This is a genomic window from Novosphingobium sp. BF6 (assembly GCF_058273105.1).
This window is the reverse complement of record NZ_CM177776.1, coordinates 220001-239118: the sequence shown is the minus strand read 5'-3', so window position 1 is coordinate 239118 and position 19118 is coordinate 220001. Positions and strand designations below refer to the sequence as shown.

The window sequence follows — 19118 nt, the reverse complement described above, 5'->3', positions numbered from 1 at the left end:
TCGCCGCCAGATGGGCGGGTCGGGACATGCAAAGATGTCGCATTTCTCCGGGGCGTGGTTCATGGGCGCTTCATCGAGATTCGGGTTGGTCGCCGCGCCCGGTGATCCGCGTGCGAAGTCTGCCTGGATAGTATGAAATGACAATGACACAGGGGTCGTGGCCCGTCCCTTCTTCCCCGGCTGCGAATTCACGGGGAGCCACTCCGCCGGGGCTGAACGTCATCCTGAAAGCGGATGCCGAGGCGCCGCTTCCTGCGCCGGAATCGGGCGAGGGATGGTATTTCCTGCGTCGACACCTGTTCCTGGCCATGACGACAAGCCTGATTGCCCTTTACGCGCTCATGCATTTCGCGGAATTGCGCATCGACCCCTGGCGTGCGAGCAATGTGCCGTTTGCTGCCGCCGGTCTGCTTACGCTGGGGTTGCGCTTCGGCCTCCCCCGAACCGGTTGGCGCCATGCTGCGCCGCTGGCGCATTTCAGCGAATATGCGGCGCTGTTCATGCTGATCTCGCTGATGGGCGCGACGGCCAGTTATCCGGTCTCCGGGCTGACTCACGGTTATGCCGATGCGAAGTTGCAGCGGATCGATAGGGCGCTCGGCTTCGACTGGATCGTCTGGTACAAGTGCGTCGCCGCGCACCCCGCGCTGCAAGTGCTGGGAACGGTGGTCTACCGCAGCATCTACGTGACGCCCGCGCTGCTGCTGGGCGTGGCGGCGTGGACGGGGCGCCACGACCGCGCCTACCACTTTCTCGCGACGTTCTGGCTGGCGGCCGTCATCACCCTTTGCCTGTTCAGCCTGATGCCCGCGGTCGGGCCGTTTTCCTATTTGTGGCACGGGCCGATCATCTACATGCCGGAGAGCGAGCTATGGCAGCCCGGCCTGATCCCGGCCCTGCGCGCTCACTCGGTGCATGTGGTGGACCTGGGGCAGCTGCGCGGGCTGGTCTCGGCGCCGAGTTTCCATACGGCGGCGGCGGTGCTCTACATCGTCGCGGCTTGGCGGGTGCCCTCGCTGCGCTGGCCGCTGCTGACGCTCAATGCCTTGATGCTGCTGTCCACGCCGGTCGAGGGCACGCACTATCTCAGTGACATGATTCTCGGCGCGATCGTCGCCGTGACCGCGCTGATGCTGGTCGGCTTCTACCGCAATTGGCTGACGGAAACCGGCAGGGCCTGACGGGCCTCGTCCCGCCGGGCGTAGCGACGGGCCATCGTCGCGCAGACGAACAGCTGGGCCTGATGGAACAGCATCAGCGGCAGGACGATCAGCCCCACGGCATGGCCGGGGAACAGGATCGTCGCCATGGGAATGCCGCCTGCCATGCTCTTCTTGGAGCCGCAGAAGACCACGGCGATCTCGTCCTCGATCGGGAAGGACAGGGCGCGGCTCGCCAGTGTCGTCGCCAGAATGACCAGCGCCAGCACCGCCAGCGAAATGCCGAGGATCGCTGCCAGTCCCGGAACCGACATCTGGTTCCAGATTCCGGCGACCATGCCCGCGCTGAACGCGGCATAGACCACCACCAGCACCGAACCGCGATCGACCACCGAAGTCAGCACCGGGTGGCGCTTCAGCCGGTCCGCGATCCACGGACGCACGACCTGTCCGGCGACGAAGGGCAGCAGGATCTGCAGGGCGATGTCCTCCAAGGCCTTCAGCGAGAAGCCGCCGGTCGCGGCGGGGAGGAGCTGCGACACGAGGATCGGCGTCAGTACCACGCCGAGCATGTTGGACAGCGAGGCGCTGCACAGCGCCGCCGGGACGTTGCCGCGCGCGATCGAGGTGAAGGCGATCGAGGACTGCACGGTCGAGGGCAGCAGGCAGAGGAACAACAGCCCCGTCACGACATCCTGCGGCAAGTGGCCGCGCACGGCGAGGGCAACGGCGATCCCGATCAGCGGAAACAGCACATAGGTGCTCGCGAAGACCAGCGCCTGGAGCCGCCAATTCGAAAGTCCGTTCCAGATCGCCTCGGGCGCCAGCCGCGCGCCATAGAGGAAGAACAGCGCGGCGACGGCGGCAACCACGGCCTTTTCCGCCAGAACGGCGCCTAAGCCCTCGGCCGGGAGCCACGCCGCCAGCGCGACGGTGGCGATCAGCAGGATCAGGAAGCGGTCGCCGGGAATGCGCGAGATCAGCGCGGCGGCGGAACGGAACGGTGTCGTCATGGCAGGGCTTTCTTTGTGCAGGCCCCAAGTAAATGCCACTCCCCACATTCACAATTACGATGGATCAGATAACAGTCATCATGTAAGGTGATAATCCATGGAACTCATCCCCGTAGATCTTATCCAGACTTTCGTCGCCGTGGCCGAGGCGGGCAGCTTCACCGGCGCGGCGCGCGCTCTGGGGGTGGGGCAATCGACCGTCAGCCAGCAGATCCAGCGGCTGGAGCAGCGCACCGGCCGCCGCTGCATCGATCGCAGCACGCACCGGATGGCGCTCACGGCAGACGGAGAGGTGCTGCTGGCCCATGCCCGCTCGATCCTCGACGGCCATGCCCGATTGCAGAGCTACCTTTCAGCCGTGCCGCTGCGCGGGCGGCTGCGGCTGGGCGCTTGCGAGGACTTCGTGCTCTCGGCCCTGCCGGACGTGCTGGCCGCTTTCGTGCGCCGCCACCCGGACGTCGATCTCGAACTGCGCGCAGGTCTCAGCGAGAACCTTTACGAGGCGTTCGACGCAGGCCTGCTTGACCTCATCTTCGTCAAGCAGCGCGAGGGCGACCGGCGCGGCACGGTCGCCTGGGAGGAGCCGATCGTCTGGTCTGCCCATCCCGATTTCCGCATCGACCCGGAAGTGCCTTTGCCGCTCCTGCTCTATCCGCCGCCGAGCGTGACGCGCATGCGCGCCGTCGAGGCGCTGGAGCGGGCGGGGCGGACATGGCGGGTGGCCTTCACCAGCGCCGGACTGACCGGCCTGAGCGCGGCGGCGCGGGCAGGGATCGGGCTGTTGCCGCATTCGGCGCGGCTGCTGCCGCCGGGCCTCGTCGTGCAGCCGAGCCGCAGCGGATTGCCCGAATTGCCCCGTATCCGCTTCGTGGTGATCGGGCCGGGCGGTGCGAATCCGGTCGTCGATGCGCTCGTGGCGACGATCCTGCAATGGTCGGGTGTTCAGGGAGGCCGGTAATCCCGCCTTTGCGACTTATGAGAAAATTTGAATCGGCGGGCGTCCGCCGGGCACTGGATGCTGGGGCCATGCTTCGCTATTGGCGCTCTTTTCCCATGTTTCTGCCGGTTCGGAGATAATGCGCGTTTTGATCCAGTTTCCTCAATCCTGCCGGGTGATCGGCGCATGATCCGTCTTGAAGGCGTCCACAAGGCGTTCGGCGGCACCCATGCGGCGCTGGCCGGTGTCGATCTGGAGATCGCGCGGGGCGAGGTGTTCGGCATCATCGGCCGCTCTGGCGCGGGCAAGTCCACGCTGGTCCGCCTGTTGAACGGGCTGGAACGACCGACCTCCGGGCGGGTGCTGATCGATGGCACCGATGTCGCCGCGTTGGACCCCGCAGGACTGCGGGCGCTGCGGCGGCGCGTGAGCATGATCTTCCAGAACTTCGGGCTGCTCTCCTCGCGCACGGTGTTCGACAATGTCGCCCTGCCGCTGCGCATTGCCGGAGCCTCGAAGGCGGAGATCGCCGCGAAAGTCCCGGCGCTGCTGGCGCGCGTCGGCCTTTCCGATCATGGCGGCAAGTACCCGGCCCAGCTTTCCGGCGGCCAGAAGCAGCGCGTGGGCATTGCTCGCGCCCTCGCCACCGATCCCGAAATACTGCTCTGCGACGAGGCGACGAGCGCGCTCGATCCCGAGACCACGCGCTCGATCCTCGCCCTGATCGCCGATCTCAACCGCGAACTCGGCCTGACGATCGTTTTCATCACCCACGAGATGGACGTGGTGCGACAGGTCTGCGACCGGGTGGTCGTGCTCCATGCCGGACGCGCGGTGGAGACCGGGACGGTCGCCGACGTGTTCCTCCGCCCGCAGGCCAGCGAGACCCGCGCGCTGATCGACGAATCCGGCGAGCATGCCGAACCGATCGGCTTCGATGGCCCGATCGTGCGGCTGACCCTGCATGGCGGCGCCGTGCTCGACCCGGTGCTGACGCGCATCGCGCGGGATACCGGCACCGACTTCATCATTCTCGACGGCCGCATCGGCCGCCTCAAGGACACCAGCTTCGGGAGATTGACACTGGGCCTGCTGGGGGGCGACACCGCCCGTGCCATTGCGGCGCTGCGCGAGAAGGGCGACGTGGAATGAGCACTTTCTTCGTGAACGTCGATTGGGCCGAGATCGCCCAGGCCTGCCTCGATACCCTGACCATGCTCGGCGGATCGCTGGCGCTGACCGTGCTGCTGGGCCTGCCGCTCGGCGTCTTGCTGTTCCTGACCGGGGCGGGTCAGGCCTGGGAGAACCGCTGGAGCCATGGCGCGCTGGCGTTCGTGGTGAACCTGCTGCGCTCGGTGCCCTTCATCATCCTGCTGATCGTGATGATCCCGCTGACGGTGCTCCTGATGGGCACCTCGCTGGGCGTGGCGGGCGCGATCCCGCCGCTGGTGGTGGGCGCGGCGCCGTTCTTCGCGCGCCTCGTCGAGACCGCCCTGCGCGAAGTCGACCGCAATACCGTGGAAGCCGTGCAGGCCATGGGGGCAACCACGCGCGACCTCGTGTTCCGCGCGTTGCTGCCCGAGGCCCTGCCGGGGATCATCGCCGCCGCGACCGTCACCGCCATTGCGCTCATTTCGTTCACCGCCATGGCCGGTGCGGTCGGCGCGGGCGGGCTGGGCGACCTCGCCATCCGCTTCGGCTACCAGCGTTTCCAGACCGATGTCATGCTGGTGACGGTCGTGCTGCTGCTCGTTCTCGTCCAGTTCCTCCAGGCCGCGGGCGACCGTCTCGTCCGGCATTTTACCCGTAAATAGGATTTCCCATGCAGCGACGCTTGCTCCTTGCCGCCTTCGTCTCCCTGCTGCTTGCCGGTTGCGGCAAGTCGGCCGCGCCGAGCGATCCCAATGTCCTGACGGTGGCCGCCACGGCGGTTCCCCATGCGGAAATCCTGGAAGTCGTGAAGCCGGTCCTGGCGAAGGAAGGCCTCAAGCTCGACGTGAAGGTCTTCAACGACTACGTCCAGCCCAACGTCCAGGTCTCCGAAGGCCGGATCGACGTGAACTACTTCCAGACCGGGCCTTACCTCGACGAGTTCAACAAGGCCAAGGGCACCCATCTGGTGCCGATCGCCGGCATCCATGTCGAGCCGTTCGGCGCCTATTCGCGCAAGTGGAAGAAAATCGACGCGTTGCCGGACGGCGCCACCGTCGCCATTCCCAACGAGCCGAGCAACAGCGGCCGCGCCCTGCAATTGCTCGCCAAGGGCGGCCTCATCACCTTGCGCGACCCCAAGAGCATATCGGCCACGCCCAAGGATGTCGTCGCCAACCCGAAGCACCTGAAGTTCCGCGAGATCGAGGCTGCCACCCTGCCGCGCGTGCTGGGCGAGGTCGATCTGGCGATGATCAATACCAACTATGCGCTCGACGCCGGGCTCAACCCGGTGCGCGACGCGCTGCTGATCGAGGACAAGGACAGCCCTTACGTCAACTTCGTGGTCGGCACTGAGAAGGCCAAGTCGGATCCGCGCGTCGCCAAGCTCATTGCCGCGCTGCGCAGTCCGGAGGTGAAGGCCTTCATCCAGCGCAAGTATGAAGGTGCGGTGCTTCCGGCCTTCTAAGTCTCAGTATACGCAGATCCGGCGGCTGGTTCCCTGGACCCAGCAGGCCGGATCGCGCTTGCTGCGCGTGAAGAGGCCCTGCGACACGAGGCGGGCGCCGTTGTCGTAATCGACCACGACCTGAGACGAAGAGGTCTTGTCCGCGTAATAGGCAAGGCCGTCCACGTCGATGGCGAAGCTGCCGTCGCCGTTGCGGGGGTAGAACGTGCAGAGCCGCCGCGCGCCGTCGTCGATCCTGCACTGGGCCGCGCGGCCCTTGCTGATGGTGCCGCCGTTGTAGTCGGCCACGGGCTTCAGCGGCCTGCCGACAGTGAGTTCGTTGCCGTGGCTGTCCTTCACTTGTGCGCCTGCGGGCAGGGCGAGTGCAGTGAGGGAAAGGGCCAGAAGGGCAGGCAGGCGCATGGGCTTTTCTCGCTGTTTGCAGGCGGTTGCGACAGGTGATCTCACCGACGCCGGGCGGCGGCAAGTCCCCAACAGCAAATGTCATGACTCGAAACGGCCGGGAATCCCGCCTTGGCCCGCCGGGGAAGCTCCTCTAAGGGGCCGGGCGAAGAGCGCTACAGCAGGACAAGTTCTAACAAGATGACAGTGGCAAAAGACCTGATCCAGCTGGGCAAGCTGGTCGCCGCCCAGCACGGCTGGGCCGAGGCCAAGGCGTTCAAGGCCTACGAGATGGCCGATGCCGACAAGGCGCGGCTGGCGGCTTCGGCGGTAGAAATCCTGAAGGTCTTTCCCAAGGCCGAGGCCAGCGAAGGCGCGCCGATGGCGGCGTGGCTCAGCGCGGCTCTGGCGGTCCAACTCGAACGGCACCTTTCGGCGCCGGTCCATGTCGTGGCGGGCGTGCTCGCGGTGGACGGAGTGCCGGTCTACGGCCGCCGTGCGCCGGTGGACGGCGCGGCCGTGTTCGGCGCCGAGGACCTCCTCTGGAGCGGCCACGTCTGGGTCATGGTGGGGCCTTACGTGGTCGATATCGGTCTGTTCCGCGCCGCCTATTCCACCGATTGCCCGGCGGAACTGGCGCGCCACGTCCATTCGGTGTTCGGGCAGGACAAGGGCCTCTACGTCGACCTCTGGCGCCGGACCCGCCATTCGGGCCTGAGCTACGAGCCGCAATATGTCCTGAGCCGCGAGGAAGTGACGCGGCTCATGGGCGGCGCTTACCGGCTCATCGCGCCGGATTGAGTTCGTTTGGAAAATGCCCTTTCGGGCATTTTCGTAGCAGCACCGGCCCTCTCCCCCACCCGACCTCCCATCAGGATACACTCGTGGGAGGTCGGGTGGGGGAGAGGGCCGGTGCCGCTGAAATTCGCGTGCCGCGAATTTCCAAACAGACTCTTACTCCTTCTGGCCGAACCCCTTCAGCGCCGCGAAGGGGCTGTTGTCCTCGGGCGTACCGATTCCGGCGGCCTTGCGGGCGCTGTCGGCCTCGGGGCCGGTGAGGAACGGGTCGATCGACAGCGCCAGACTCTGCGCAACCGCTTCGCCGATGTCGATGTGGCTGCCGCTATAGTCGATCTCGTCGCAGTCGTCCGCATCGAGTTCGATCTCCTCGTCGGGAGTATGGTCGTCGGCTTCCGGCACGAAGCGGAAGAACACCGGCTCGTCCAGCGAGACCGCAATATCCTCGGCGGAGACGGCGCAGGCCTGTATGTAATCGGCGCGGATCCGTCCGCGCGCCTCGACCTTGCGGTCCTTGCGTTCGAGTTCGAGATCGGCATCGAGCCGGTCGATCCGCACGAGGCCGAAGCGCGCGGCGAGGGCCTCGCGCTCGGCGGCATCGGCCTCGACGATGTGATGGGCCTTGCCCTCGGCCTGACGGATGTCGACGGTGCGGGAGAATTCGGGGGTATGGGCGGGAATATCGGTCATCGCGCAATGCTCGCGTTCAGGAGGTCATGGTCGGTAACGGCATCGAGCCGGCGGGCCAGCGCCTGCACCTGTCCGGCAAGAGCGAGACGGTCGGCGCCTTCGATCAGCGTCATGTTGCGGCCGAGCACTTCGGCCAGCGCCGCGTCGCCCAGCGGAAGCGCTTCGCGCAAGGCGCCGATGCGCCCGCCGAGCACGCTCATCAGCTTGCCCATGCGCTTGCCCACCACGAGGTCGCCGACGCCCGACTGGCGAAGCTGCCCGTCCATGTCGTCCACGAACAGCTCGGTCAGGTGCACGGAAGGCGTTATCAGCGTCTTGTCGCGCTCCATGCGCAGCATGACGAGGGCCAGCACCAGCGTCACTGCATCGAAGCGGCCCGCCACGGTGTCGGCCACGCCGAACTCGGCATACCAGGGCTTTTCGCGGGCGATCTCCACCACGCGGTGCCATAGGGGGCGGACTTCGCCGCGCGGATCGGAACTCTTGCCGACGAGACGGGAAAGCAGGGACATCGGACAGTCTGACCTTTCGTTCATCGGCAATTCAATCGACCTGTCCCAACGCCCATTGCGTGACGGGCTGGCGGGCTTTAAGGCTCGGTGCCGTTATCTGGCCGATATATGGGCCCTGCGCCGGGTGGCAATGCCCGAGGCAGGTCCAGGCCTCGAATGGAGTGGGAAAATGCGCAGTTACGGTCACATGGCTAAGGCGGCAGGCATCGCGCTGGCGCTGGCTGCGCTGACGGCAGGATGCACTTCGGTGCGCGATCACCGCGGTTACCTGATCGACCAGACGCTGCTCGATTCGGTACAGCCCGGCATCGACAACCGCGTTTCGGTGGAAAAGACCCTCGGCCGCCCGACGTTCATCAGCCAGTTCGGCGAGAAGGATTACTATTACATCTCGCAGACGGTGAAGACCCCGCCGTTCCGCCGCCCGCAGACGTCGGAGCAGACCGTGCTGCGCGTGCGCTTCGATACGGCGGGCAACGTCGTCGGTGTCGACAAGCGCGGCATGGAGCAGGTCGCGCGGATCAGCCCCAATGGCGACAAGACGCCCACACTCGGCCGTCATCGCGGCCTGCTGGAAGACCTGTTCGGCAATATCGGCCAGGTCGGCGCCTCCGGCATGGGCGCTCCGGGAGGTCCGACCGGACCCGGCCCGAACGGCAGCTGATCCTGACAGGAAACGCCGGGGACGAATCGTCCCGCAAAAACGTCCGCGAAACCACATGGGTTTCGCGGACGTTTTTTGTTGCGAATAGGACATGCCGCTGTGCGTCTTCGGTGGTTGAACCCTGCGAATGGCGCCATATATCCGCGGCATGGATAATAGCGCGGCCAGCCACGGCCTGATCCAGTGGCACGGAACGACCATCATCGGCGTGAAGAAGGGCGGCAAGACCGTCATCGCCGGTGACGGACAAGTCTCCATGGGCAATACGGTGATGAAACCCAATGCGCGCAAGGTGCGCCGCATCGGCGATGGAAAGGTGATCGCGGGCTTCGCGGGCGCCACCGCCGACGCCTTCACCCTGTTCGAACGGCTGGAGCGCAAGCTGGAGCAGCATCGCGGCCAGCTCATGCGCGCCGCCGTGGAACTCGCCAAGGACTGGCGCACCGACAAGTACCTCCGCAACCTCGAAGCGCTGATGATCGTGGCCGACGCGGACACGCTGCTGGTGCTGACCGGCAATGGCGACGTGCTGGAGCCGGAAGGCGGCCCGGAAAGCCAGATAACCGCGATCGGCTCGGGCGGCAACTATGCGCTCGCCGCCGCCCGCGCGATCGACGGCTATGAAACCGATGCGGAGCAGATCGCCCGCCGCGCCATGGCCGTCGCCGCCGACATCTGCGTCTTCACCAACGACCGCGTGACGGTCGAGACCATCTGAGATCATCGACATCATGAAAGACAACCTGACCCCCAAGGCGATCGTCCGCGCGCTGGATGAGCACATCATCGGCCAGACCGAAGCCAAGAAGGCCGTCGCCGTCGCCCTGCGCAACCGCTGGCGCCGCCAGAAGCTCTCGCTCGAACTGCGCGACGAGGTGACGCCGAAGAACATCCTGATGATCGGCCCGACGGGCTGCGGCAAGACCGAGATCAGCCGCCGCCTCGCCAAGCTGGCCGATGCACCCTTCGTGAAGGTGGAAGCCACCAAGTTCACCGAAGTCGGCTATGTCGGCCGCGACGTGGAGCAGATCGCGCGCGACCTCGTGGAGGAAGCGATCCGTCTTGAGAAGGAGCGCCGCCGTGAATCCGTGCGCGAGGCGGCCTCGAAGGCGGCGATGGAGCGCTTGCTCAACGCGCTCGTCGGCGAGGGCGCTTCCGAGGCCACACGCGCCTCGTTCCACCAGCGCATCACCGAAAACGCCATGAACGAGACCGAAGTCGAGATCGAGGTCGAGGACAGCCCCTCGGCGCCGATGGAGATTCCCGGCATGGGCGGCTCGGTCGGCATGATCAACCTGTCGGACATCATGGGCAAGTTCGGCGGCCAGAAGCTGACTCGCCGCAAGATGAAAGTGCCCGATGCCTGGGACAAGCTGGTCGACGAAGAGTCGGAAAAGCGCCTGGACCAGGACGACGTCGCCCGCACCGCGCTGGCCAATGCCGAGACCAACGGCATCGTCTTCCTCGACGAGATCGACAAGATCGCCGTCTCGGACGTGCGCGGCGGTTCGGTCAGCCGTGAAGGCGTGCAGCGCGACCTGCTGCCGCTGATCGAGGGCACCACCGTCGCCACCAAGTACGGCCCGATGAAGACTGATCATGTGCTCTTCATCGCCAGCGGCGCCTTCCACGTCGCCAAGCCGAGCGACATGCTGCCCGAACTCCAGGGCCGCCTGCCGATCCGGGTCGAACTGAAGGCGCTGACCGAGAAGGACTTCGTGCGCATTCTCTCCGAGACCCGCGCGAACCTGGTGGCGCAGTACAAGGCGCTGCTCGCCACCGAGGAAGTCGCGGTGGAGGTTACCGAAGGCGCCGTGGTCGAGATCGCCCGCATCGCCGCACTGGTGAACGAGAGTGTCGAGAACATCGGCGCTCGTCGCCTCCAGACGGTCATGGAAAAGCTGCTGGAGGAACTCAGCTTCGAAGCCGAGGACCGCAAGGGCGAGACCGTGACCATCGACGAGGCCTATGTCCGCGACAAGCTGGACGGTCTGGCAGGCAATGCCGACCTGTCGAAGTATATTCTCTAACACTCTTTGCGCCGTCTCGGAGATGATCCGGGACGGCGCATTTGTTCCTTGAATGTTCTGACTGATCGGTTAGCCTCTCCTGCATCGTCAGGGAGATTCGCAATGAAGTTGGAAGGTGGATGCCAATGCGGCGATGTTCGCTACACCGTCGAGGGTGAGCCGGAGCACGTTGCGCTTTGCCATTGTGCCGACTGCCGCAAGTCGTCCGGCGCACCGACAGTGGCCTGGGCCGCATTCAAGACATCGGAGTTCGCACTGATTTCGGGCCAGCCGACGGTCTACAATTCCAGCGGTGAGGCCATGCGTCATTTTTGCCCGCGTTGCGGCACCGGTCTTCTTTATACCAACGAGGCCTATCTGCCCGGCCTCGTCGATATCCAGGTCGCCACGCTCGATGACCCCGATGCCCTGCCGCCCGGCGCCCATATCCAGGTCGCCGAGCGCATCGGCTGGATGAAGCATCTCGGCGAGCTTCCCGAATTCGATCGTTATCCGGGGTGAGTGCCTCGACCGGCCTTTGCGCAGCCATGTCCGGCGCGCGGTCGCTGGAACTGGAGCGCGACGGGGCGAGTGTCCAGCGGGGGCTGGCGCTATCGATGCTGGAGGCACTGGCCGAAGTCCTTGCGAAATGGCCGGACGGCCGCGCGGGAACCCGCATCGCCGGAGACGCCGGACTGGCGCATCTGCTGGGTCCGGACCATCCGGTCGGTGTGGCGGTTGCTGAACTTGCCGATACCCCTGTGCGGCCGGTCAGGGCGGTGCTGTTCGACAAGAACGAGCGGGCCGACTGGTCGCTCGGCTGGCATCAGGATCGGACCATTGCGGTTCGGGCCGCAGCCGATTTGCCGGGCTTCGGGCCATGGACGGTCAAGCAAGGCATTCGCCACGTCGAGCCGCCTTTCGCGGTGATCGAGGCCATGCTGACGGTGCGGATTCACCTCGATCCGGTCGATGCCGGAAACGCGCCGCTGTTGATCGTGCCGGGTTCGCACCGGCTTGGGCGCATTCCTGTCGGTGACGTGGAGGCGGTGGTCGCGCGGGCGCCGGTCTTTTCCTGTCTGGCCGAGGTAGGGGACGTCTGGATCTATCGCACGCCGATTCTCCATGCCTCTCATGCCGCAGAACCGGGGCGCCGCCGCCGCGTCCTGCAAGTCGATTACGCGGCGGGGGACTTGCCAGCACCGCTGGAGTGGCTAGGCATCTGATATTCGATAGCGAAAGAGATGCCCGATGTACCAGACCCCCGAGGACCGTCCGATCTACCGCCTGCTCACCGGCGCCGACGACCGAGCCTTCTGCGAGCGGGTCTCGGAAGCGTTGGCGCAGGGCTGGCGGCTCTATGGTTCGCCGTCGCTGTCATGGGATACGGCGGAAAACTGCATGAAAGCGGCGCAGGCCGTCGTATGGCATGAGGCCGATGTCGTGAAATGATCGGGAGCGGCTCCAGCCGTCTCTCCGGGCCGAAATGTCTTACGAGCCGAAAAGTACGCCGGGTATAAGCGCTGCGGAAATCAGCGGCGTCAGTGCGGCCATGTGCAGCAGAATGGCGGAAAGCGGCGGGAATCTCACGAGGTGGCGGGCTCCGGTTCGGGCATGTCCGGGCGTTTCCCGGATATGTTGCATCCCTTAACCAGCAAGCCGCCCCTGCGTTCCCGCCGTTTCTCGTCTATTGTGCGGCTTCGATCATCGCTTCGGCCTCCGCTGCCTGACGCGCCCACATTTCGGCGTAGAGGCCGTCCTGCCGGAGGAGTTCTCCGTGCGTGCCGCTCTCGGAGAGCCGCCCCTCGTTCAGCACGAGAATCCGGTCCGAATCCGCGATCGTCGAAAGGCGGTGGGCGATCGACAGGCTCGTGCGGTTTTCCGAGACGCGGTGGAGCGTGGCGAGAATGTCCTGCTCGGTACGGGTATCCAGCGCCGAAGTGGCCTCGTCCAGCAGCAGGATCGGCGGGTTCTTCACGAGCGTCCGGGCAATGGCGACGCGCTGCTTCTCGCCGCCGGAGAGCTTGAGGCCGCGTTCGCCGACTTCGGTGGCGAAACCCTGCGGCAGGCGGTCGATCAGGCCCATCAGCGCGGCGCCGCGCGCGGCGAGTTCGATATCGGCTTGCGTGGAATCGTCTCGGCCGTAGCCGATGTTGTAGCCGATGGTGTCGTTGAACAGCACCGAATCCTGCGGGACGATGCCGATCGCGGCACGCAGGGATTCCTGCGACACCCCGGCGACGTCCTGCCCGTCGATCAGGATGCGGCCTTCCTGCGGGTCGTAGAAGCGGAAAAGCAGCCGCGCGAGGGTGGACTTGCCCGCGCCCGAGGGGCCGACGACGGCGAAATTCTGCCCGGCGGGGACCTCGAAGGACAGGCCCTTGAGGATGCGGCGGTCGGGCTCATAGCCGAACACCACATTGTCGAACACGATCGAAGGCTGCCGGATCACCAGCGCCGGAGCGCCGGGCTTGTCGGAAACTTCCTGAGGCTCGTCGAGCAGGCGGAACATCTCCGCCATGTCGATCAGGCCCTGCCGGATCGTGCGGTAGACCATGCCCAGCATGTCGAGCGGGCGGAACAGCTGGGTCAGGTAGGTCTGCACGAAGACGAGCTGGCCCGCCGTGTAGTTCCCCTTGTACCAGCCCCAGACGGTATAGCCGAGCGCGCCCGCCATCAGCAGGTTGATCACCACGCCCTGGGCGATGTTGAGCAGGCCCAGCGAGTTCTCGCTTTTCACGGCGGCGACGGAATAGGCCCGCGTCGCCTGGGCGTAACGCTCCTGCTCGCGGTGCTCGGCGGAGAAGTATTTCACCGTTTCGTAGTTGAGCAGCGAATCCACCGCGCGGGCGAGGGCCTGTCCGTCGAGCCGGTTCATCTGCTCGCGCAGCTTGGTGCGCCATTCGGTGATCGTGCGCGTCACCCAGATATAGGCGGCGATCGCGACGGCGGTGGCGATAACGAGTCCGGGGCCGAAGTTGATGTAGAAGATCACCGCCACGACCAGCAGTTGCAGGATCGTCGGCGCGATGTTGAACAGCATGAAGTAGAGCATCGTGTCGATGCTCTTGGTGCCGCGCTCGATCGTCTTGGTCACTTCGCCGGTGCGGCGGGCGAGGTGGAAGCGCAGCGAGAGGCGGTGGAGCTGGCCGAACACGTTCTCCGCCAGTTCGCGCGTCGCGTCCTGCCCCACGCGCTCGAACACGATGTTGCGGAAATTGTCGAAAGCGGTCTGGATCAGGCGTCCCGCCGCGTAGCCGAGCACCATGAGCATCGCCAGCTGCACCAGCTTCGGACCCGTCGCGCCCATCAGGTCGACCGCCCACTTCATCAGATAGGGCAGGGCGAGCTGGGTCGCGGTGGAGAGCAGGATGAACAGGCAGGCCCAGACGATCCGCCAGCGCAGCGCCGGATTTCCAGCCGGCCAGAGGTACGGCATGAAGCGCAGCAGGGTGCGCCAGCCGTCGTGGCGGGCGCGCGAATCGTTGACGGCGGTGTCTGGTGGCATCGGCGCTATTTAGGGTGCCGGGTGCGATAGACAATCATGCGGTTGGCGAATGCGCCATGGCTTGCAGACGTTCCTCACGATCCCTTGGAATTCGGTACCCTCGAATCCGACCCTCCCTTCTTCGGCACGTCGAACAGGATGCGCCGGGTCGGGAAATCGATGGCGACGCGCCGGAAGGCCCGCAGCTCGTGCATGCCGAGGAAGATCGCCGGGCGCTTGACCAGCTTCAGTTCCTTGAAGGCGGGCGCATCGGCGAAGGCGATCAGCACGTTCGACAGGAAGGCATCGTCGATCTGCAACTTCTCCGCAAAGCCGAGACCAGCTGGCAATTCGTGTCCCGTCACCGAAAGCAGAGTGGTCTGCCCGGCGAACCTGTCGCGCACCGCGCGTTGCAGGGCGAGGTTGCCGATCGTGGTACTGGAGCCGGTATCGATCACCACGTCGACGCGGATGCCGTCGATCGTGGCATTGGTCATGATCAGTCGCCCTTCCTTCTTGCGGGCGCGCACGACGATCTCGTAACCGCTGCTGCCGCCGAGGCTCTGGGCGTCGCCGATGGCGATCGTGTTCTTCGTGAAATCGAGCACCACGCGCTGGTTCTGCAGGCTGTCGGTGCCGACAATGCCGTCCGCGCCGATATGCTGGCGGTCCAGCAGCGGCACGGTGAGGTCGAAGTAGGATTGCAGCCCGATATCCAGCGATTCGAGGCGGGCAGTGGCGACGCGGGTGGTGCCGCCCATGCTGATGACCGTCACCGGCGGTCCCTGCACCAGCCCGAGCGCTCCGGCCAGCGCCGAGGAAACGACGGTGGCCTGTGAGCCGGTATCGATCAGGAAGCGGTAGGTGCCGCGCCCCTGGAGGCCGACGGGAACCGTCATGCGATCATCGTTGTCGGTCTGGCCCTGGATCGGGGCGTCCATATCGGTTTCCAGATGCGGGATCCCGGCTCTCGGGGTCTGGACCGCAAAGGGCACGGGCTGAGCAGGCGCCGGTTGCACCGGTATGGGCTGAACAGTCGAAGGCTGTGAGGGTACAGGCTTGGCGCCCATAATCGCCAGTTCGGCGAAGAGGAGCGTCAGCCCGAGGGCTGCTCCTGGCATCGTTCTCTCCTGCGCACCGCTATTTTGCGGATGTCGCAGGGCCGATCATACCACCGTGCGGGGTGCTATCCTAACGTTTCCGCACCCCGTGCGTCCCGATCCGGGGCATCTGGCGCAGCGGGCAGCGCGAGGAAGAACGGATCGTGCTTGAGCGAGACCTTGCGCATGAACCAGTCGCCGCTGCCCGCGATTTCGGGAAGGTCGTGGGCATCCAGCAGGCGCGGGCTGGATGCGCCGCCGGGAAACTGCACGAAGCGGCGGTTTCCGGCGATCCGGTTCGGGAAGAAGCGGGCGATCAGGGTCGGCACGACATGCTCGTCGCAGCAGAGCGTGCCTTTCAGCCGTCCGTTGCTGAGCAAAAGCGGCAGTTCGCGGGCTAGCATCTCCAGCGCATCGGCGGGCAGCGACCACCACTGCGAGCCATAGGCCCAGGGGCCGAATGGCTGCGAACGCTCTCGGCCGAACCTGCCGCGCGCCCGGTCGAGCCAGCGCGCGAGGCGGCGAAGTTCCCATGTCGCGGCATAGGAAATCCGGTCCCGCGCGGGATCTAGCCGCAGCCAGCGGGTGTCGAAGCGATAAGTCTGCATGCGCTCGGCCATGTGGCCGGGGCGGACTTCGACATGGCAGAGGCCTTCACCGAGCCTTGCCGCCAGATCGCTGCGTGCGATGATCGGCCAGTCTGCGCCGCTGAGCAGATGAGCATGGTCGCAGCCGAGGCGGACGGCCTCGCGCACGAGCTTTGCTGTGGCGGCGACCTGGCTCCAATGTCCCCAGCGCACCACCACCGGGTCCGTTACGAGATGGACGCGCCCCGCCGGTTCGGGCAGGCGTTGCCGCACGCCATGCCAGAGCGCCGAACGGCGGTCGGCATGGATCACTGCGAAATCCTCCGTGTCTCCGGCAAGCAGGGTTTCGATCAGCCGTTCGAGTTGCTCGGACGCATCGTGGGCCAGCAGCAGATAGGCCATCCGCATGGCTCAGCCCGCGCGGCGTGAAAGGATCGGGCGGGACAGCGCGTCCATCATCATCCGCACTTCCTTCCAGGCGGGATGGCGTGTTGCGGCCAGGGCGGCCAGCCAGGCAAGGACGCCGCTTGCGCTCAGCAGGAGCAGGGCGAGCAGTCCGAGGTCCATGCCTTGCCAGCGCGCGATCATCAGCGGCACTCCGGCGGCGAGCGCGCAGATGCCGCTGCGCATATAAACGGTCATCAGCGCGCCGAAGCGGAACCCGATCAGTCGGCCCAGATAGACCGCGTAGATCACCCACCAGACGAAGCCGTAGACAACGCGGCTGATCCCTGCGGCTTCGAGGCTGATGAAGCAGCCCGCTGTCAGGATCACCACGGCGGCGGCGGTGTCGAGCAGGTTCACCCAGACGAGACGGCGGATCTGGCCGAGCAACAGGGGCACGTCCATCTGCAAGGGGATGGCGACGAAGAAGATCTCGCCCAGCGCCGTCCAGCGCAGCAGCGATGCCGAACCGATCCAGTTGGGGCCATAGAGCAGCATGACCAGCGGCTCGGCGGCCAGCGCCAGCCCGATCATCGCGGCCCAGTTGAGCGCGGTATAGCAGGCGACGAGGTGGAGGTATGGCTCCGCCAGCGGCTCTCCGGCATCGCGCTTGCGGGCGAAAGCAGAGTAGAACACGCTGCCGATCGCCCCGGTGACAAGGGTGGTGAGCTGTCCCGCCAGAGCGCTCGCACGGCTGAACAGTCCGGTCGCGGCGATGCCGAGCAGGCGACCGACGATGAGGTCCTGCGAACGCTGGCCGATCGCGGCGCTGGCGCTCAACACGAAGGACATTGAACTGAAGCCGAGCATGGGCCGTACAGATTCGGTGTCCTTGGGCATGCGCGGGCGCACCGGACGATGGAGATTGGCGATGGCAGCGCGCGCGATCGCCGTCGCCAGCACGCCCCAGGCCAAAGAGGAGGCTCCGAAGCCGCAGGCGGCCAGCGCGATCGCGGTGCCGTTGCCCGCCAGCGCGCTTCCGGCATTGACCTGGAACAGCGTGCGGAAGTCCATCTCGCGCACCAGCAGGGCGGCGGGAACGGTGGAATAGGGGGTGATGAGATAGGAGGCCGCGATCAGCCAGAGCAGCGGCGCGATGGCGGGCTGTGCATAGAAGTGCGCCACGACCGGCGCCGCAACCGCGACGACGGCGGCGACGGTCCAACCGATCGTCACGGCGACGGCGGCGTAATGGGGCAGGGCGGCCGGGCTCATTTCCGGCTGACCGGAGATGAAGCGAGTGATCCCCAGGTCCTGGAAGATCGAGACCAGCATCGCGGCGGCTAGTGCGATCGAAAACAGCCCGACATCGGCGGGCAGCAGGAACAGCCGCGAGATGACGACGCTCGCGACGAACTGGATGGTGAAAGTCGCGTATTGGGCGGCGAGGGACCAGAGCGCGGCGCGGCGAACCGACATGGCGGTCAGTTCCGAGCCAGCGCGGCAGCGAGCCGCAGGGCGCGCACCGGCTCGCCGAACCGCAAGAGCCTGGCTACCGTCCGCCAGAGTCCATCCCGGCGTCCACCGCTGCGCACATGGTCGAGCAGGATGTCGAAACCGCGATCCCGCATCGCGGCAGGAGACCAGCGCAGACCCAGCGCAATTCTCTCGCGGGCCGCATGGGACACGCCCGGGCGACCGAACAGCTCGTCGAGTTCGTCTATGGTTGGAAGGCGGGAGAGATGTTCGGTCGGATCGGGCCGCCCGTCCCGGCGCTCTTCCCATGCGAGGCGGGCGATTACCGAGCCGATCTGCTGCTCCGTCGAATGGCGCGCCGAAACCTGGTCCGGATAGCGGCGATAGCGCAGGAGCCGCTCGGGGATATTGCCCATCCGCGTCACGCTGGACAGCCGCAGCCAGAGATCGAGGTCCTCGCAGTGGCGGAACGCGGCGTGATAGCCGCCCACGGCATGAACGACCTCACGGCGATACATCACGGCGGGATGGCAGATCAGTTGCTCGCCGCTTTCTATAGCGACGAGCAACTCCTCATGGGTGAGCGGATGATCGGCACCGCTGCGGATCAGCGCTTCGCCGTGCTCGCCGATATCCTCGCTCCAACTGCCGACCACGCCGTAATCCGGATGTTCGGTCAGAAATGCTACTTGACGGGCGAAGCGTTCCGGGCGGCAGATATCGTCGGCGTCCATGCGCGCGACCAACGGAGCCTCGGCTAGCGTCAGAAGCTCGTTGAGACTGGCGATGAGGCCACGATTCTCGCGAATGATCGGACGGATGCGCGTATCCGCTGCGGCATAGCGCCTGATGATCTCGGCCGAACCGTCGCACGATCCGTCATCCAGGGCCAGCAGTTCGAAGTCCGTGAAGCTCTGCGCGAGCACACTCTCTAAGGCGAGAGCCAGGAAGCGCTCGCCATTGTAGACGCTCATTGCAACGCTGATCGCCGGCTTCGGCATGAACTTTTCAGGTCTCCGTTCGGGCACTCGTCGAGGATGCGCCTTTCGATTCAGGCCCTAAGCCAGGCTGGTAAAGAAAGCGTGAGGTGCTGTCTCGTACTTCCGAACGGGGCGGGGCGGGGAGCCGTCATGGCGAAAGGTTGATAATCGCCCTTTCGTTCCCATATCTGGTCGGCGAGGAGGTCAACCCCGCTGAAAACGGTCATTTTTCGAAAATGTCGTTTTTTTGAAATTAGGTTGTTGACCGAATCGTGGGTGGGTCTTAGAGGGCCTCTCACCGCAGCGGACCACACGGTTTC

Annotated in this window: 21 protein-coding genes; 12 read left to right on the top strand and 9 right to left on the bottom strand. The window is 65.9% G+C overall.

Going from position 1 to position 19118, the window contains the following annotated elements:
• Positions 1-137: 137 nt before the first annotated feature.
• The gene (locus AC4D6D_RS16570) at positions 138-1181 is read left to right on the top strand and encodes a phosphatase PAP2 family protein (protein ID WP_491328170.1); all 1044 of its coding nucleotides are present in this window, start codon (positions 138-140) and stop codon (positions 1179-1181) included.
• Here AC4D6D_RS16570 and AC4D6D_RS16565 read toward each other — a convergent pair.
• Positions 1145-2173, bottom strand: a complete 1029-nt coding sequence (locus AC4D6D_RS16565; RefSeq protein WP_491328169.1) for a bile acid:sodium symporter family protein — start codon at positions 2171-2173, stop codon at positions 1145-1147. The genes AC4D6D_RS16570 and AC4D6D_RS16565 overlap by 37 nt on opposite strands.
• A 97-nt stretch (positions 2174-2270) precedes the next feature.
• Here AC4D6D_RS16565 and AC4D6D_RS16560 point away from each other — a divergent pair, with 97 nt between their 5' ends.
• The 4 genes from AC4D6D_RS16560 to AC4D6D_RS16545 all read left to right on the top strand — a co-directional run bounded on the left by AC4D6D_RS16560 (position 2271) and on the right by AC4D6D_RS16545 (position 5730).
• Entirely contained in the window at positions 2271-3131 is an 861-nt protein-coding gene (locus AC4D6D_RS16560; RefSeq protein ID WP_491328168.1) for a LysR family transcriptional regulator, read from the top strand.
• A 165-nt stretch (positions 3132-3296) separates the two neighbouring features.
• Complete coding sequence (locus AC4D6D_RS16555) at positions 3297-4262, top strand: methionine ABC transporter ATP-binding protein (RefSeq protein ID WP_491328167.1); 966 nt, start codon at positions 3297-3299, stop codon at positions 4260-4262.
• Positions 4259-4924 (top strand): methionine ABC transporter permease, encoded by a 666-nt coding sequence (locus AC4D6D_RS16550; protein WP_491328166.1) that lies wholly within the window; start codon positions 4259-4261, stop codon positions 4922-4924. The genes AC4D6D_RS16555 and AC4D6D_RS16550 overlap by 4 nt, the downstream gene beginning before the upstream one ends.
• 8 nt (positions 4925-4932) lie before the next feature.
• A complete protein-coding gene (locus AC4D6D_RS16545) occupies positions 4933-5730 on the top strand; it encodes a MetQ/NlpA family ABC transporter substrate-binding protein (protein ID WP_491328165.1) in 798 nt (265 codons plus the stop codon).
• 3 nt (positions 5731-5733) lie between these two features.
• Here AC4D6D_RS16545 and AC4D6D_RS16540 read toward each other — a convergent pair whose 3' ends face one another.
• A complete protein-coding gene (locus AC4D6D_RS16540) occupies positions 5734-6132 on the bottom strand; it encodes a hypothetical protein (RefSeq protein WP_491328164.1) in 399 nt (132 codons plus the stop codon).
• Positions 6133-6312: 180 nt separating this feature from the next.
• Here AC4D6D_RS16540 and AC4D6D_RS16535 point away from each other — a divergent pair, with 180 nt between their 5' ends.
• Entirely contained in the window at positions 6313-6912 is a 600-nt protein-coding gene (locus tag AC4D6D_RS16535; RefSeq protein ID WP_491328163.1) for a hypothetical protein, read from the top strand.
• Positions 6913-7065: 153 nt separating this feature from the next.
• On the opposite strand, the gene AC4D6D_RS16530 is transcribed toward AC4D6D_RS16535, so the two are convergent.
• Both AC4D6D_RS16530 and AC4D6D_RS16525 read right to left on the bottom strand, forming a co-directional pair.
• The gene (locus tag AC4D6D_RS16530; protein WP_491328162.1) at positions 7066-7599 is read right to left on the bottom strand and encodes a YceD family protein; all 534 of its coding nucleotides are present in this window, start codon (positions 7597-7599) and stop codon (positions 7066-7068) included.
• Positions 7596-8111 carry a ubiquinol-cytochrome C chaperone family protein gene (locus AC4D6D_RS16525; RefSeq protein ID WP_491328161.1) on the bottom strand — a complete coding sequence of 172 codons (516 nt, stop codon included), beginning with the start codon at positions 8109-8111 and terminating at the stop codon, positions 7596-7598. The genes AC4D6D_RS16530 and AC4D6D_RS16525 overlap by 4 nt, the downstream gene beginning before the upstream one ends.
• A 169-nt stretch (positions 8112-8280) precedes the next feature.
• Between AC4D6D_RS16525 and AC4D6D_RS16520 the strand changes: the two genes are divergently transcribed.
• From AC4D6D_RS16520 to AC4D6D_RS16495, 6 genes are all read left to right on the top strand, one after another.
• On the top strand, positions 8281-8775 hold the full coding sequence (locus AC4D6D_RS16520; protein WP_186829936.1) for an outer membrane protein assembly factor BamE domain-containing protein: 495 nt from the start codon (positions 8281-8283) through the stop codon (positions 8773-8775).
• A gap of 148 nt (positions 8776-8923) precedes the next feature.
• The gene (gene hslV / locus AC4D6D_RS16515; RefSeq protein WP_334184565.1) at positions 8924-9493 is read left to right on the top strand and encodes an ATP-dependent protease subunit HslV; all 570 of its coding nucleotides are present in this window, start codon (positions 8924-8926) and stop codon (positions 9491-9493) included.
• 13 nt (positions 9494-9506) lie between these two features.
• Positions 9507-10805 carry an ATP-dependent protease ATPase subunit HslU gene (gene hslU / locus AC4D6D_RS16510; protein ID WP_491328160.1) on the top strand — a complete coding sequence of 433 codons (1299 nt, stop codon included), beginning with the start codon at positions 9507-9509 and terminating at the stop codon, positions 10803-10805.
• Between the two features lie 102 nt (positions 10806-10907).
• A complete protein-coding gene (locus AC4D6D_RS16505) occupies positions 10908-11306 on the top strand; it encodes a GFA family protein (protein WP_491328159.1) in 399 nt (132 codons plus the stop codon).
• Between the two features lie 26 nt (positions 11307-11332).
• Positions 11333-12010 (top strand): phytanoyl-CoA dioxygenase family protein, encoded by a 678-nt coding sequence (locus AC4D6D_RS16500; protein ID WP_491328158.1) that lies wholly within the window; start codon positions 11333-11335, stop codon positions 12008-12010.
• A gap of 25 nt (positions 12011-12035) precedes the next feature.
• Positions 12036-12236 carry a DUF1737 domain-containing protein gene (locus AC4D6D_RS16495; protein ID WP_021235064.1) on the top strand — a complete coding sequence of 67 codons (201 nt, stop codon included), beginning with the start codon at positions 12036-12038 and terminating at the stop codon, positions 12234-12236.
• Positions 12237-12471: 235 nt separating this feature from the next.
• Here the strand turns inward: AC4D6D_RS16495 and AC4D6D_RS16490 are convergent, their stop codons facing one another.
• The 5 genes from AC4D6D_RS16490 to AC4D6D_RS16470 all read right to left on the bottom strand — a co-directional run bounded on the left by AC4D6D_RS16490 (position 12472) and on the right by AC4D6D_RS16470 (position 18819).
• A complete protein-coding gene (locus tag AC4D6D_RS16490) occupies positions 12472-14292 on the bottom strand; it encodes an ABCB family ABC transporter ATP-binding protein/permease (RefSeq protein ID WP_491328157.1) in 1821 nt (606 codons plus the stop codon).
• 74 nt (positions 14293-14366) lie between these two features.
• A complete protein-coding gene (locus AC4D6D_RS16485) occupies positions 14367-15392 on the bottom strand; it encodes a retropepsin-like aspartic protease (protein WP_491328156.1) in 1026 nt (341 codons plus the stop codon).
• Positions 15393-15457: 65 nt separating this feature from the next.
• On the bottom strand, positions 15458-16366 hold the full coding sequence (locus AC4D6D_RS16480; protein WP_491328155.1) for a beta-1,6-N-acetylglucosaminyltransferase: 909 nt from the start codon (positions 16364-16366) through the stop codon (positions 15458-15460).
• Between the two features lie 3 nt (positions 16367-16369).
• Positions 16370-17821 carry an oligosaccharide flippase family protein gene (locus AC4D6D_RS16475; protein ID WP_491328154.1) on the bottom strand — a complete coding sequence of 484 codons (1452 nt, stop codon included), beginning with the start codon at positions 17819-17821 and terminating at the stop codon, positions 16370-16372.
• A 5-nt stretch (positions 17822-17826) separates the two neighbouring features.
• Positions 17827-18819 (bottom strand): glycosyltransferase, encoded by a 993-nt coding sequence (locus AC4D6D_RS16470; RefSeq protein WP_491328153.1) that lies wholly within the window; start codon positions 18817-18819, stop codon positions 17827-17829.
• Between the last annotated feature and the right edge of the window lie 299 nt (positions 18820-19118).